General features: G+C 54.7%; 14 protein-coding genes. 8 read left to right on the top strand and 6 right to left on the bottom strand.

The features are described from left to right. Nucleotides 1–115: 115 nt before the first annotated feature. Both TMES_RS09225 and TMES_RS09230 read right to left on the bottom strand, forming a co-directional pair. Nucleotides 116–1,939 (bottom strand): adenylate/guanylate cyclase domain-containing protein, encoded by a 1,824-nt coding sequence (locus tag TMES_RS09225; RefSeq protein ID WP_245835296.1) that lies wholly within the window; start codon nucleotides 1,937–1,939, stop codon nucleotides 116–118. A 105-nt stretch (nucleotides 1,940–2,044) separates the two neighbouring features. Next, the gene (locus TMES_RS09230) at nucleotides 2,045–2,491 is read right to left on the bottom strand and encodes an Lrp/AsnC family transcriptional regulator (protein ID WP_085581726.1); all 447 of its coding nucleotides are present in this window, start codon (nucleotides 2,489–2,491) and stop codon (nucleotides 2,045–2,047) included. Between the two features lie 160 nt (nucleotides 2,492–2,651). On the opposite strand from TMES_RS09230, the gene TMES_RS09235 reads away from it, so the two are divergent. From TMES_RS09235 to TMES_RS09260, 6 genes are all read left to right on the top strand, one after another. Beyond that, the gene (locus tag TMES_RS09235) at nucleotides 2,652–3,734 is read left to right on the top strand and encodes a saccharopine dehydrogenase family protein (protein ID WP_085581728.1); all 1,083 of its coding nucleotides are present in this window, start codon (nucleotides 2,652–2,654) and stop codon (nucleotides 3,732–3,734) included. Between the two features lie 160 nt (nucleotides 3,735–3,894). After that, on the top strand, nucleotides 3,895–4,521 hold the full coding sequence (locus TMES_RS09240) for a TetR/AcrR family transcriptional regulator (protein WP_085581730.1): 627 nt from the start codon (nucleotides 3,895–3,897) through the stop codon (nucleotides 4,519–4,521). Between the two features lie 61 nt (nucleotides 4,522–4,582). Continuing rightward, nucleotides 4,583–5,533, top strand: a complete 951-nt coding sequence (locus tag TMES_RS09245; protein WP_211275895.1) for an alpha/beta fold hydrolase — start codon at nucleotides 4,583–4,585, stop codon at nucleotides 5,531–5,533. Nucleotides 5,534–5,588: 55 nt separating this feature from the next. Then, the gene (locus TMES_RS09250; protein WP_085581732.1) at nucleotides 5,589–6,026 is read left to right on the top strand and encodes a DMT family transporter; all 438 of its coding nucleotides are present in this window, start codon (nucleotides 5,589–5,591) and stop codon (nucleotides 6,024–6,026) included. Between the two features lie 146 nt (nucleotides 6,027–6,172). Then, nucleotides 6,173–7,084 carry a type 2 periplasmic-binding domain-containing protein gene (locus TMES_RS09255; protein ID WP_143589595.1) on the top strand — a complete coding sequence of 304 codons (912 nt, stop codon included), beginning with the start codon at nucleotides 6,173–6,175 and terminating at the stop codon, nucleotides 7,082–7,084. A gap of 115 nt (nucleotides 7,085–7,199) precedes the next feature. Continuing rightward, a complete protein-coding gene (locus TMES_RS09260; RefSeq protein ID WP_245835298.1) occupies nucleotides 7,200–9,641 on the top strand; it encodes a tetratricopeptide repeat protein in 2,442 nt (813 codons plus the stop codon). A gap of 63 nt (nucleotides 9,642–9,704) precedes the next feature. Here the strand turns inward: TMES_RS09260 and TMES_RS09265 are convergent, their stop codons facing one another. The 3 genes from TMES_RS09265 to TMES_RS09275 form a co-directional block, all read right to left on the bottom strand. Further along, nucleotides 9,705–10,205 carry a universal stress protein gene (locus TMES_RS09265; RefSeq protein ID WP_085581736.1) on the bottom strand — a complete coding sequence of 167 codons (501 nt, stop codon included), beginning with the start codon at nucleotides 10,203–10,205 and terminating at the stop codon, nucleotides 9,705–9,707. A 277-nt stretch (nucleotides 10,206–10,482) separates the two neighbouring features. After that, a complete protein-coding gene (locus tag TMES_RS09270; RefSeq protein ID WP_085581738.1) occupies nucleotides 10,483–11,334 on the bottom strand; it encodes a TIGR02186 family protein in 852 nt (283 codons plus the stop codon). Beyond that, the gene (locus tag TMES_RS09275; protein WP_085581740.1) at nucleotides 11,334–12,257 is read right to left on the bottom strand and encodes a sulfite exporter TauE/SafE family protein; all 924 of its coding nucleotides are present in this window, start codon (nucleotides 12,255–12,257) and stop codon (nucleotides 11,334–11,336) included. Before TMES_RS09275 ends, TMES_RS09270 begins: the two co-directional genes overlap by 1 nt. A 133-nt stretch (nucleotides 12,258–12,390) precedes the next feature. Here TMES_RS09275 and TMES_RS09280 point away from each other — a divergent pair, with 133 nt between their 5' ends. Next, nucleotides 12,391–12,657 (top strand): sulfurtransferase TusA family protein, encoded by a 267-nt coding sequence (locus TMES_RS09280; RefSeq protein WP_085581742.1) that lies wholly within the window; start codon nucleotides 12,391–12,393, stop codon nucleotides 12,655–12,657. Next, nucleotides 12,654–13,142, top strand: a complete 489-nt coding sequence (locus TMES_RS09285) for a GNAT family N-acetyltransferase (protein WP_085581744.1) — start codon at nucleotides 12,654–12,656, stop codon at nucleotides 13,140–13,142. Before TMES_RS09280 ends, TMES_RS09285 begins: the two co-directional genes overlap by 4 nt. A gap of 127 nt (nucleotides 13,143–13,269) precedes the next feature. On the opposite strand, the gene TMES_RS09290 is transcribed toward TMES_RS09285, so the two are convergent. After that, nucleotides 13,270–14,637 carry a DUF2336 domain-containing protein gene (locus TMES_RS09290; RefSeq protein ID WP_085581746.1) on the bottom strand — a complete coding sequence of 456 codons (1,368 nt, stop codon included), beginning with the start codon at nucleotides 14,635–14,637 and terminating at the stop codon, nucleotides 13,270–13,272. Nucleotides 14,638–14,647 lie beyond the last annotated feature (10 nt).

Raw genomic sequence — 14,647 nt, forward strand, 5'->3', positions numbered from 1 at the left:
CCAGGTTTTACAAAACGCCACTATCCTTGTGATGGTGGCGTTTTGTCTTTTTCGGCTTCATTTTTTGGTGCGGGTAAAATTCGCGCGCGTGGTGTCGGGCTTTGGGACTGGCGGTTCAGATGGTGTCGGGGCCGACGGTGTAAACAGCGGTGGTCTGGCTGCGGCCGCGCAGCAAGACATCGCCAGCGACCTCGACGCGGCCGGGGTCGGATAACTGGTTGCGCGTGCTATCAGCAAGCAGGATTTGCGTGCCCAGGCGTTTGTTTTCCGCCTCCAGCCGTGATGCGCTGTTAACCGCGTCGCCGTGAACGGTGAAGGACAAGCGATCCGTTGCGCCGACATTACCGGCAATCATGCGGCCGGTATTAATGCCGCAACGACACGCAACGGGTTGCCCGTCAAACAGGCGGTTCCGGATCGCCTTTTGAATGTTAATCGCGGTATCAAGGGCGGCGTCAGCATGGTCGTTCAAATCATCAAACGCATTGTAAACCGCCAGCACGGCATCGCCCTGAAACTGGGTGATGATGCCACCGTGATCTTCGATAATATTTGTTATTGTATCGAAATAGGCATTGAGCATGGCAACGATACGGGCTGGTTCAAGCTGTTCGCACATGCTGGTAAAGCCGACAATATCGACAAATAATACCGTGGCATCGCGTTGTTGCGGCGGCAAAACCCCCGAATCGGTGCCTGATGCCAGCAATTGCCGGGCGATAGACGGCGGCAGGAATTTGCCAAACAGGCTGCTGATGCGTTCGCGGTCGCGCAGGGCAATGATCATGTGGTTAAACGACCGGGCGGCATCGTCATATTCGCGAATGCGGCTGCCGATCAGGGTTGGTGTCATGTCGAGGTGGCCTGCTTCGAGGCTGCGTGCCGCCGCGGCAAAGCGGCGAATGGGCCGGGTAAAGTGGCGTGCGACAAACACCGCCAGAATAATCGACAGGCCCAGCACAATGGCACCAAGGATGGAGGTTAGAACCAGCCGGTCAAATTCGGCATCAAACAGGCTTTCTTCAAAGTGAATACCCAAAATTAGCGGTGAAAACGGGGTGTCCGGTATTTGTTTGGTGACAATTACGGAATATTGGTTACCGATATCAAGCCCGGAGATTTGCACATCGCTAAGGCTGGTGCCTTTGTTATAGGCCGGGTAATCCAGCTTTTTCGATTGGCCCAGATTGGCCAGCACAGGATCGCCGATATCTGCCGTGCTGGGCAGGGGAACGGGGCTGCGTTCGATTTGATCGGCCCCGTTCGACAGGGCGGCCGCCACATGGTCGCCCCAGCTTTGCAGCATGGGATGGGCCAGAACGCGGTTGCCGGCAATAATGATAAAGGGCACACCGGGCGAGTTTTCGCGGCCACGGACCAGGCTGTGCGACAGATTTGATAGCGACAAATATTGAACAAATGTTCCCAGATAATGCCCGTTGCGAAACAGCGGAACCCAATCAACGATCACGGGCTGTTTGAAATAGGGGTCCCAGCGCGGGAAACCGGTTTTGTCGTTGGTTGGGCCGCGCAATTGGGAAATTTCCGATATCAGCATGTCGTCAATTGGCAGGATATGGTTGATCTCGGTCATGTCGCGCGGGTTATAGCCAACAAAGCGACGTTCGCCATTGATCAGGCCATAGGCCATCACGTTCATTTCGTCGGCGGCAAGGGCGCGCATGGTATTGTCCCAGCCCAGATCAAAGTCGGGGTCAAGGCGGCCCTGCGTAACCTGGGATGCCACCCAGTTGGCGCGCGCACCAACATTATGCATGCGCTCTTCCATGGCTTGTTGCAGCGAAATCAGTTCGTTATCGGCAACAAGCACCCAAAGGTTGCGGGTGTTTTCATAGGCGGCACCAAGACCAAGATACAAGGCAATGCCAACGCCGCCGATACTTGTTGCAAGAAAACTTGCCAGAAGAACACTCAGCACAGAAAAACGCCGGTTTATTTTCACGTATCAAAAGCCTTGGCATGATGGCAGGGAACGGGAATTTCCAAGTAATTCTAGTGTGTTTAGCCCGTTTTGGGAATGGTTTTACGGGCTTTGGCGGCGATCAAACTTTGTTGACAGAATGATCGAACTTGATGTGCGTTTGATCCCGGTTAACGTGCCGATCCGATCCAGCATCTGGTCGAGTTCTTCGGGGGTGTCGGCGCAAATTTCGGCGATCAGGTCAAATTCCCCGGAAATTGCCAGACAGCGAATACAGCCGGGTATTTTTTGTAACGCCGTTACAACACCCGCCGATTTTTGCGGTTCAACCTGGATCATAACCTCGGCCAGAAGGCGGGGCCGGGCTTCCTCCCCCAGAATAACCGAATAGCCGCGAATGACCTGGCTTTTTTGCAGTCGCTCGATGCGTTCTTGAACCGCACTGCGCGACAGGCCAACATCGCGGGCAAGGGCGGCGGTGGGGATGCGGGCATCTTGTTGCAGGCGGGCGATCAGGCGGCGGTCCGTTTCGTCTAATTGGCGTTTCAACGGGTTTACCCATAAATATGATGGTGAAATTTGACGATTTCACAGTATTGCCGGGTTGTTTCCGGCAGTCCAGTGGCAGAGCATTCAAAGATTGAAATTATTCAAACCCAACGATCCATGATCGCTGTTTCAGGCGGCAAAATCCTATCGGGAGATGGCAATGAAAAAAGTTTTAGTTCTGGGTGCCGGTAAAATTGGCCGAATCGTATCGGTTATGTTGCATGAAAGTGGCGATTATGCCGTGACGCTGGCCGATGCAAACGGTCAGATGCTTGAAGTGTGCGCGCCCGATGGTGCGGCAACACTGGTGAAGGTCGACGTGACCGACGAAGCCACCTTGCGCGAGGTTGCGAGCGGCCATGATGCGATTTTGTCGACATGCCCGTTTTATTTGAATGTGGCGATTGCCCGTGTCGCACGGGATGCCGGGGCATCGTATTTTGATGTCACCGAAGATGTTGAAACCACCCGCGCCATTCGCGAAATTTCCAAGGGGGCAAAAGGGGCTTTTGTGCCGCAATGTGGTTTGGCACCGGGCTTTATTTCAATCGCCGCTCATGATTTGTTCAAACGGTTTGACAAGGTGCGCAGCTTGCGCCTGCGGGTCGGAGCCCTGCCGCAAAACCCGACCAACCGCCTTAAATATAACCTGACCTGGTCGACCGATGGCTTGATCAACGAATATCTCAACCCGTGCGAAGCGATCCATAAAGGCAAACGGATCGAGGTTTTGCCGCTTGAAGGGTATGAACGTTTCACCATTGATGGCACCGAATACGAAGCGTTTAACACATCGGGCGGTGTTGGCGCGCTGTGCGACATGCTGGACGGCAAGGTTGATAGTCTGGATTACAAAACCGTGCGCTATCCCGGCCATCAGGAAATTTTAAAAATCCTGATCGAAGATCTGGCATTGGGGCAACGCCCGGAACTGATGAAGGATATTTTTGAAAAATCCCTGCCGATGACGAGCCAGGACGTGATCGTGATATTTGCCGATGCAATTGGGGAACGGGACGGGTATCTGTGCGAGGAAAACTTTATTCGCAAGGTGCATGGCACCAAAATTGGCCCGCGGGACTGGTCGGCCATTCAGGTAACGACATCAGCAGGTTTGTGTGCGGTGATGGATATGGTGTTGACCGGCACCTTGGCGGGCAAAGGATATATCCAGCAAGAACAGGTCACTTTGGCGGACTTTTTGGCCAACCGTTTTGGCCGGTATTTTCAACCCGAATCCTGATTTTCCTGCGCGGCCATATCTGCTTTGTGCGATGTGATGCTATCAACGGGCCTGCCAGGTGCAGGTCCGTTTTCTTTTGTTTTCAGGTCTCTATCGGCAAATTTAAAGATAACTGTTTTTAAGGCTTGATTTGGAAATAAACATTTCCTAAATATAGGGCATGACAAAAACAGCTTCATCCGCTCCCGCGTCAAATGCCGGTCAGCGCGGGCGTCCCCGCGAGTTCGATCTTGATGCCGCCCTTGACGGGGCCATCACTGTGTTTACCCGCAAGGGGTTTCATGGGGTGTCGATAAGCGAGCTGGCTGGTGCTATGAATGTGTCTGCCGGAAGCCTGTACAAGGCATTTCCCGACAAACATGCAATCTATATGGCGGCATTGAACCGCTATATTTCGCTGCGCCAGCAGCAAACAGCGCGCGACATAGCCGCCGCCGCGAATGGATATGGTGCCATTGCCGCGATGTTGCAGGCCTATGCCGCATTGTCGTCGGGCGAGGTTGGCTTGCTGGGCTGTCTTGTGGTGGCCAGTAATGTTGAACTGGCGAGCAACGATAACGATATCGCCAAACGGGTTAAAACCCAGCTAGACGGTTATGAAAAACGATTTGCCGAATTGATTGCCACTGGCCAGAAAGACGGTTCCATCCGTAACGATTTAGACCCCGACAGTATGGCAACCACCCTTGTTTGCCTGACACAGGGCATGCGGGTGGTGGGTAAAAGCGGGGCGACCCTTGCCACCATGCAACAGACAGTGGCGCAGGCCCTTCATATGCTGGTGTAATTTTTTTGGTTAATTTGGGAATAATTGTTTCCAAATTAAATTTACAAAACAGGAAACTGACATGACAAACCCCGTTACCTTTGATGACCCTGAAAACATAATGGCGCGCGCCGTTTTTGATGCCCGTGCGTTCGAACAAAATTTTCGCCATCACAGCGAGCAGGTGAACGGCGTTTGCCTGCATTATGTTGAAGGCGGGCAGGGCGAGCCGGTTTTGCTTATCCCCGGTTGGCCGCAAAGCTGGTTTGCCTGGCGTTTTGTGATGATGGCGCTGGTGGCACAGGGGCGACGGGTGATTGCGATTGACCCGCGGGGCATGGGCGATTCCGACCACCCGGCCAGCGGCTATGATATGGCAACGATTGCCGGTGAAATTCGTGCATTTTTGCACCAAACCGGCCTGCTGCGCGCGGGCGGCATAGATGTGGTGGGGCATGATATTGGCACATGGATTGGTTATGCGCTGGCGGCGGACTGGCCCGCGGCGGTAAAGCGGCTGGCGGTAGTTGACGGGGCATTACCCGGTATTACGCCACCACCCCCGGCGGGCATTCCCAGCGCCGCGGCCAACGTGAAAACCTGGCATTTTGCCTTTAACCGGTTAGATGATTTACCCGAAATTTTAATCACCGGGCGCGAACGTGCGTTTTTAACCTGGTTATTTGCGGCAAAATCGGTGCAGGGGCATGTGTTTGATGGCCCGACACTGGATGAATATGTGCGGGTTAATACCCGGCCCGGGGCCCTGCGCGCCGCATTGGCCTATTATAAAACGGCATTTTCACCCGAGGTTTTGGCGCAAGGCAGCGACCGTGCCCAAACAAAGTTAACCATGCCGGTTTTGGCATACGGTGCCGAATTTGGTGTTGGCCCGGTCTTATTTAACACCATGGCCAAAATTGCGGAGCAGTGCCAGGGCGGCGTGTTGGATGGCGTTGGCCATTACATGCCCGAAGAATGCCCTGACAAGCTGGTGGCATGTCTGGTTGAGTTTTGGCGGGCAAGTAATTGATCCTGCGTGATTTTTACGGCGTCGAATTACGATAGCCCGGTTCGGATTTTTCCCTATGTATCTGTTTTATTCGGCACTGGCACTTTGTGCCGGTGTGATGTTGCCGGTGCAGGCCGCCATGAATGCCCGGCTGGCAAAACTGATGGGGTCGTCCTTATGGGCGGCCTCGTTTTCGGGGTTTATGTTGACGATTATTTTAGCGCTTGGCGGTTTTATGTCGCTGGGCAGTTTGCCGCGCATGACCGGGGCGGCGCATGTGCCGTGGTGGGCATGGGTTGGGGGCGTGTGCGGATGTGTGGTTTTGTCGGCCACCACCATTGTGGCCCCCAAAATTGGCACATCAACCATGATTGCGTTGCTGGTATCGGGGCAGGTGGTTTGTTCGTTGTTGATTGACAGTTTCGGCGTGCTGGGCATGGCGGCACACCCGTTTGATGTGCGGCGCGCCTGTGCGGCCGGGTTGTTGTTGCTTGCGACGTATTTATTGCGATGACCATAACGGTTGGCCGCACGGCATCATCCGCAATTTTGACGCAAACCGGGGGCTTGATGTGCGCCTGAGTTGAATTTTATAAGCTGCGTTGCGATATATCCCTGATACAGTTCGGTATTGGCACGTGCGTTAAAAGGGATGGTTATATGCGAATACGGCAAATGTTACAGGCTGGCTTTGCTGTTGCTGTCATGCTGGTGGGCGGTGGTGCTGTTGCACCTGCCCATGCGGATCATCCAATTATCATGCCGGTACGATCGGACGATCTGGCCGGGGTGCAAAAATGTTATGACGACCCGCAATCGAGCGCGTTTTGCGACAAATGTGCCGGGCCAAACAACTATAATCCGTCTTTGACCAATTACGTTATCTTGCGCGAAACCCTGAAAGCCGGGGGGATGCCGGTGCGACTGGTTGGTATTGACTCCCCCAATTCCGCCCGCAGCCGCCTGATGGTTGAAACCGGGGTGGCAACCGTTAAAGCCGACTGGGATTTTAATATGGATGGCAATAACCAGCTTTTGAAAAGCGATCCGTTTATTGAAGCCGGGCTTTTGTTCAAAGGGCTTTACGGGCTGGCCGATAATGAAGCCCTGCAAAAGGCAGCAGATATTGGCGATGTTAAAGACCTGAGCGCGGTTATGAACCCGAACTGGCGGCTGGACTGGCAGGTGCTGCAGGCCATGGAAATTACCGATTTGTACCCGGTCAGCACAAAATCGCAGATGTTTCGCCTCGTCGCCCGGCATCGCGCCGATTTTACCTTGCTGGAATTTTCACCGAGGCCGGACCTGATGCAGGAATATGACGGGATAAAGCTGGTGCCGGTTGTCGGGGTAAAAGTGGCGATGCCCAATGCCCAGCATTTTATGGTGTCGCGAAAATCACCGCGTGCGCAGGAAATTGTTGCAGCGCTTAATCGTGGATTACAGATTTTAAAGCAAACAGGCCTGATTTCGCAATGCCTGGCGCAAGGCGGGCTGGTAAATGCCAGTACCCGGGACTGGCAGGTGTTAAATACCCGCGATCTGGACGGAAACGGCCAGCGGCTTTTTTAACGCGATCTCGATAAATCATGATTGATCTGGCCCGGCGCGATCTGTTTGATTGTTCGTGTCTGAATTGCGTGGTTTGTTAACGCTTCGTCGTTATTGTTCGCGCACGAATATCGATGTGCGTTCTGATCAAATGGTTGAAAATTCATTGTCTGACCTGGGCGAGATGTTTTATTCGGCGCTTGACCTGTTCGAGGCCGGTCATTTCGCGGAGGCTGAAGATGCCTGCCGCATGTTAACGCTTGCTTACCCGCAGGCGGTTGAACCTATGCATCTGGCGGGTCTGGTTGCCTTGCAACAGGGGCGTTATGACATCGCCAGCGAACGCATGGGCCGCGCCGCCATTGCCGATGCCAGCAATGCCGAAATTCAGCATGACCATGCGCGCGCCCTGAAGGCGGCGGGCAAAAAACGCGATGCCATCGGGGCCTTTAAACGCGCCATTCGGCTGTGCCCTGATACACCGTCGCTTTATTGCAACCTTGCCAACACCTATCGCGAACTTGGTGATCTTGACCATGCACGCGAAAATTACCTGATTGCGTTGGGTCTTGCCCCTGATAGTGCCGATATTAATGCCAATTATGCCGCCTGCTTGCGCGATAGTGGCGATTTAAGCGGGGCCGAAGCCGCCTGCCGACATGCGTTGTCATTGCGCGAAGACATTGTGATGGCGCTGGTGTTGCTGGGGCAAATCCTGCTTGATCAGGGGCGCATTGTTTCGGCCAGTGACCCGCTGATGCGGGCCTTGCGCCTGGCGCCGGGCCATAAAACCGCATTAACGGCCTATGGCGAGGCCCTGTTCCGTCTGGGCCAGTTTGCCGGGGCGTTACATTGTTTACGCCAGGTTCTGGCACTTGACCCCGAAGCCGAAGGCGCGCGTCGGACATTGGCGTTGCTGAATTTGCGCACCGGGCAGGGGGCCGAAGCGATTGCCTCGCTCGACCCGCTTTTGCGCCGTTATCCCGATGATCCCGAACTGTTGTTAATGATGGGCGAGGGGCTGAGCCTGTCGGGGCGTCATAACGAGGCGGTTGAACGGTTTGGCGCGGCCATCGGGGCTGGCGGTGGCGATGATGCCGTTTTTCGGTTGGCTGTCGAACTGTCAGAACAGACCGATGCGCAGATGGCGCACGAAGTTTTGCAAAAAACCATTGATCGCAAAATTCGCAATGGCGAGGACGCGACCCTGTTTCGCACCGCGCGCAGATTGCTGTTTTCGCCGGTACCGGTCGATATAAATGCCCAGAATGACGAAGTCGTGCGTGATATTGTTGAAGATGCAACATCGTCACAGCAAGACAGCGGTTCGCCCGCCGCCCCGGGCCGGATCGACCCGATGACCCTGACACGGTTTCCCCCGGTATGGCGTGCGGCGTTACGGCCCCAAGGCGATGCGCAACTGGTGGCGGTTGGCCGTTATTGGGAGCAATTGGCGGCTGATGCCAATGTGCCATCGGCGGCACCGGCAACCTCGACCACGGGCCGCAAGGTGCGGTTGGGCGTTGTCTCGGCCAATATGTGCAATAATGGCATCGGGCGCTGGGTGGCGGGTTTTGTGGCGGCCCTTGATCGTGACCGGTTTGATATTACGGTTATTCGTCCGCCCCTGGGCGAGGACGATATTACATCGCGCATAGATGCCAATGCCGATCTGGTGGTGCGTTTGCCGCTGGACCCGAAACATTCTGCCGGGGTTATCGCCGGGCTTGAATTTGATGTTTTGCATTATGTCGATGCCCAGGCCGATGCCTATACCATGTTGCTGGCAAGCTGGCGCCTGGCCCCGATACAGGTGGCGGGCGGCGGCATTGCGGCAACTACCGGCCTGTCGAACATGGATTTCCATTTTGTTGCTGATGACTGGGAAGCCGCAGGCGGCGAAGCGCGCTATACCGAAACACTGGTGCGGTTGCCCGGCCTGTTTGTGAATGGCGAATGCCCGGTGGTGCCCAATCATTCCCCGCGTGATTTGCAACGCCAGTGGCGGATCGATGAAGACCGTAACAGTTATTTGTGCCCGCAGCCGCTGGATGTGCTAAGTGCCGATTTTGACCCGCTGATCGCCGAAATTTTGCGGTTAGATGAAACAGCCGAACTGTTACTGATTGCGCCGGAGCGCGATACCTGGGACGCGGCATGGGGGCGCAGGTTTGCCGTTAATCATGGCGATGTTGCCGGGCGGATGCGTTTTGTGAATGTGCGCAACCGGGCCGAAATGCTGTCGTTGCTGGGCGCGGTTGATGTGGTGCTGGAAAGCCCGGCCTGGAACGATGCCATGCTGGGGTTTGATTGCCTTGGGCTGGGCGTGCCGCTGGTGACATTGCCGGGCAAAGAAGCACGAACACGGCGCAGCCATACCTGCTATCGCGAAATTTCGGTGTTTGACTGTGTTGCCTATAATTCGGCCGATTATGTTGAAACCGCGCTGACACTGGCAACCGATAAACGCCGCCGGTCGGTGATTGCACAGGCCATTCGCACCCGGTCCCATGTTCTGTTTGGCCAGAAAGAATCCTTTATCGCCTATATGGATTTTCTTGAAAAGCAAACGGCCTGACATCGCTGTTCAGGCCGTTTTAACAGCCGTGTCTTTCGATGGGCCAGAAATTTGGGTGATGCTTTAGCTTAGTGCATCAATATCGGCATCGGACAAGGCGGCGGGCACGATGGTCAGGGGCAGGCGAAGCTGGCCTACCACATCGCTTTTGGTCAGGGCCGTAATCAGCGGGCCGGGGCCTTCGTTATTGGCACTGGCGGCCAGCACCAGAATGGAAATCTGTTCTTCTTCCAGCACGCTTAGAAGTTCATCCTTGATGCGGCCTTCGCGAATGAACAAAAGCGGCATAAAACCGGTTTGTTCGTGAACATACCCGGCCAGATCGTTGATCCGGCTTTCGGCGTTTTCGCGGGCTTCTTCCTGCATCAAATCGCCAACGGCCATCCAGTGCTGAAATTCGGCGGGTTCAATAACGCTCAGCAGTGCAACCCGGCCACCGGTATGTTGTGCGCGGCGACAGGCATATCGTAATGCCTTGGTCATTTCATCGCTGTCATCGACAACTACCAGGAAGGTTCGGTTGTTCGAACTTAGTAATTCTCGATCATCTTGGTTGGAGTTCATAGGTTCCTGCCCTGTGATGATTTTTACAGTGGGGTTGTGGTGTCGCCACAACACAGACTGTGAGGGCACCATATTTTTTGAAATTGTGCCGCATCAAAGGGCGATTATCCAAGCTATTTTTAGCCGGTTTGGCGCATGGCTGCATGCAATAAATTGACAGAAGGTGGGCTTGACAGCATGTTCGGGGCTTGGTTTCTCGCCTGAAACCAGTGTTTTCGGGATTTATCGCAGTGCGACATAAACCCTAAAGTATCGGTCTGATTAAAAGAAACATACTTTAGTTTTTACGAAATAAAACACTGGCGATCCACCCGGCAATGGCCGCAATAATCACGGCGATGATGCCATAAAGTGCGGAATAGCGGTGGGCAAAGTCATAAACGTCGGCGCTGATGCCGGTTTTTGATACCACAAGCGGTGTGCTTTTGATGCTGGCAATTCGCCCGTCGCGGATCAAATAAACGTCAATCACATAGGTGCCGGTCGGGGTGTTGGCAGGGAAATGCACATCGGTCCGAAACAGCTGGTTGGACAGAAAGCTGATTTTGGCGGGCTTGTCGTTAAACAGGCCGACATATTCCATATTGCGCAGCAAGGCATCGCGATACAGACTGTCGTCGGTATCGTCACCGTCCATCGTGGTGACAAATCGCTGGTTTTGCAAACCGATGTGATACGAGGCTAACAACCGGTCATTGGCGATCAGTTCGATCGGGCGACTGGCGGCTGTGGCGTAATATGTCGGGACATTGCGCACATAAGCACTTTTGGTATTGATCCAGATCCCTGCCTTGCGCTCCTTGCGGCGCACGACCATGTCGCGTTCCGGGCCGCGCACCGTGATAACCACGTCGCCCTTGTTTTCAATCGCGCCAAAAAGCAGTACATCGGTGCCGGTGAACCCGGTGCTAATTGCGACCAGATGGTTGGATAAATCAACCACCAGCGGGTCGGCCCGCGCCGGTTTTGAGGCTAGCATGGCGCTAAAAAACAGGGTGGCTATCAAAACAAGTGCAGGAAAAAGACGATTACGCGTGATGGTTTTCGGGCCTTGCAAATCACGGTGGTGCACTGGTCGTTGTGCAACGAATGTGGCGTCGAAGGGGGCAACCGGAAAAGATGTTGCCATCACAAATTCCCCGGGGCAACGGAGAACAAATCGTTCGGGGTGATCACCAGGTCGAGCGCCAGCTTGATACAGACAATTAAAACAAGGGCCGCCAATCCGGCACGGAGATATTCTGCCTTGATCTTGGCGCCAAACCTGGCCCCGAACTGGGCGCCAACAACCGCACCAGAAACCAAAAGCAATGCCAGCGCCACATCAACGGTGTGGGTCTGGATGGATTGCAAAATGGTCACGTTGGCGGAGACAAAAATGATCTGGAATAAAGAGGTGCCGATAACCACGCTGGTAGGCATGCCCAGAATGTAAATCATGGCCGGGACCATGACAAAGCCGCCACCAACCCCCATCAGGGCGGTTAGCAAGCCCACCAGAAACCCGACCAGAAGCGGCAGCAACGCGCTGACATAAAGGCCGGAACGATAGAACCGAACCTTAAGCGGCAGACGATGGAAAAAGCCGTGCTGGTGTTTTTTGTTCCGCCGGATGGTGCCACTTTTGCGACGGGTGCGGAAAATGGCGCGTGATGCTTCGATCATCATCATGCCGCCAATGGTGCCCAGAAACACTACATAACACAGGGAAATGACCAGATCGATCTGCCCGAGAGAGCGCAACCAGGCAAAGATACCCACCCCGGAGGACGACCCGACAAGGCCGCCAGCCAGCAAGACCAGCCCCATTTTGACATCGACATTGCCGCGTCGCCAATGAACGATGACACCCGACAATGAGGACGCAACAATTTGATTGGCAGCAGTCGCAACTGATACCGCAGGGGGAATGCCAAAAAAGATCAAAAGCGGTGTGATTAAAAAACCACCGCCAACGCCGAACAATCCGGACACAAATCCGACGCCGCCGCCAAGACCTAAAATTAGCAGTACATTTACCGACATCTCGGCGATAGGCAGATAGATTTGCATTGCGGCAGCACAGGCGTGAGCGTTTGATTGATTATTGAACGCCAGTCTAACATATTGTGCAAATGCAACAATCGCCAAATCATCGGGAACGGCATTTGTCTGCCCCGATGGACAGAATTATAAGGAAAAAGCCATGACAGCAGCCTCACAGGAACCTTTCAGCCTGGTTCTGGATGCGCGCGGGTTGATGTGCCCGATGCCGGTTTTAAAGACCAAAAAGGCATTGCGCGATGTTCCGGCAGGTGGCGTGATAAAGGTGATGGCCACGGACCCCGGATCGGTGGCAGACATGAAGTCATTTTGTGAGATGACCGGCAACGTTTTGCTGGCTTCTTTACGCGAAGATGACGTGTTTGTTTACCATATCGAACATCGACCGGGATTGCGGGACTTAAAATGATGAATGACCTTGACCTGGACTGGTGGAGTGGCCCGTTTGACGAGCTTGGCGTGCGAAACCTGCACGACCTGCTGATGCTGCGCCAGCAAATTTTTATTATCGAACAAAATTGCATTTTTTCGGAAATAGACGGGCTGGACCCGGTGTCACTGCATGTTATTGGCACCCGAAATGGCCAAATCGTTGCTGCCACCCGGATTGTGCCTGCCGGCGTTGACCCGCATCACCACGAACAGGGGACAGACCCGGCGATTGGCCGTGTGGTGGCGGCAATGGAGGTGCGGGGCAAGGGAATTGGCCGCAAAATTATGCAGCAATCGATTGAGGCATGTGAAAAACACTTTCCCGATCAGGGTATTTTTCTGAACGGGCAGTATCATCTGGCCGGGTTTTATCAGGGGTTGGGGTTTGTGTCAGAAGGGGATCCGTTTGATGAAGACGGCATTCCCCATATTGCCATGCGCCGACCAGCCCCGGCAAAATGAGGCCAAATGACGCCACACGGAAGAATGCCGGTCGCTATCGATAAGGCGGGGAACCATCATTACAGGGCAGGCAAGCGGCGCCGGTGCTGCGATGCCGGTTAAACGGCGCCGCAGACCGGAACGTGCTCTAGCGCAGGCCAACCGTTGCCATGCCGGTGAAAAATTCCAGCTGCCAGCGCATATCATCCTCGCTAAGTGGATAATTGTTGCCAGATCGCGGATTAAGGGCCTGACCCGGTGGGACATGGCCCAGCTTGATTTGTATTTTTACCGCAAGGTCGGCAGGCAACCCGGCCTTCCACGCCAGCGAAACAACACCTTTGGCGGAATGGGTATTTAAAACCTTTGCCACGGCTTCGGTCGGGATGCCGGCACGCACGGCAAGGGCAGCACGGGCAAACTTGACGTCATTTTCGGTGATGGCGGTTGAAATGCGCGCATCGGTCAATTTGCCTTTGGCATGCAGGTCCAGCGCTTGCTGATAGGATTCTGTTTCGTTGCTTTCGGGCGCATGTTCCGATGCTACATTTTTGGGTTCTTTAGCGCCGCCACCTTTTGCCGACGCTTTTTCGCCTTTGCCAGCGCGCGCGGGCGGGACGACAAATTCGCCAGCTTCGATGCGGCGTTCAACCACCTTGCGCACCATGGCAAGCTGGTCTTCTTTCAAATCCTTGCGTCGTTCAAGCACCGATATCAGGTTTTGGGCAACAAACCGGGCAAGTTTGCCCGCCGCTGTGGGGCCCAGTGCCGGGCGTTGCACCAGTGGTTCGTGCCATTGGGGAATGTCGGGCGAGCGGTCGATAAGCTGATCGAGTGTTTCTTCGCGGATTTGGGCAGATTTATTGCCCAGCAGATGCGAAATGGCATCGGTATCGGTGCTGGCGGCAATGGCGTCAGACAGGCGTTCGCTAAGATTGCGGCGTTGGGATACAAAGCTGAGCGCGCCCGAGGCGGTATTGGTTTCGATGATTTCCAAAAGGTCAAGTTCGGTCAGGACCGGCGAATATTGCAAGACCGGGCCACAAACAACCGTTTCGGTATCGCGTGCGAGCTGGGTAATGACCGGTTGGGGCGCGTTGGCAAATTCTTTCAGGGTTTCGGCAATAACCTGTCGCACCTGAATTGCCTGGTCGCGGGCCAGTTTTTCCAGCGCCTGATAGGTCATGCGACGCAGTTTGTCGGTTTCGTTGGCGGTTAAGCCATCGGACAGGCTGGCGATTTTTTGCGCCAGCGTCCCGCGGACATCATCGTCATGATCATCGGTTAGCAACAGGTCGGCTTGCACCGGGGTTGCTTCGTTTTCGGCAACATAGCGGCGCACAGACGGTTCGGTATCATTGGCCAGAAAATACAGAATTTCCGGGCGGGTATCATGGCGTTGGGCAAGGGCGCCGCGCACATTGGCAGCGGCACTGGCGGCCATGTTTTTCGCCTCATCGTAGGAAATCGGTGTTTCCTTGCGCCGCGTGAAAACACGCTGCAAAAAACCCTTCATCGGGTAGGCT

Source organism: Thalassospira mesophila, from assembly GCF_002115755.1.
Lineage (GTDB): Bacteria > Pseudomonadota > Alphaproteobacteria > Rhodospirillales > Thalassospiraceae > Thalassospira > Thalassospira mesophila.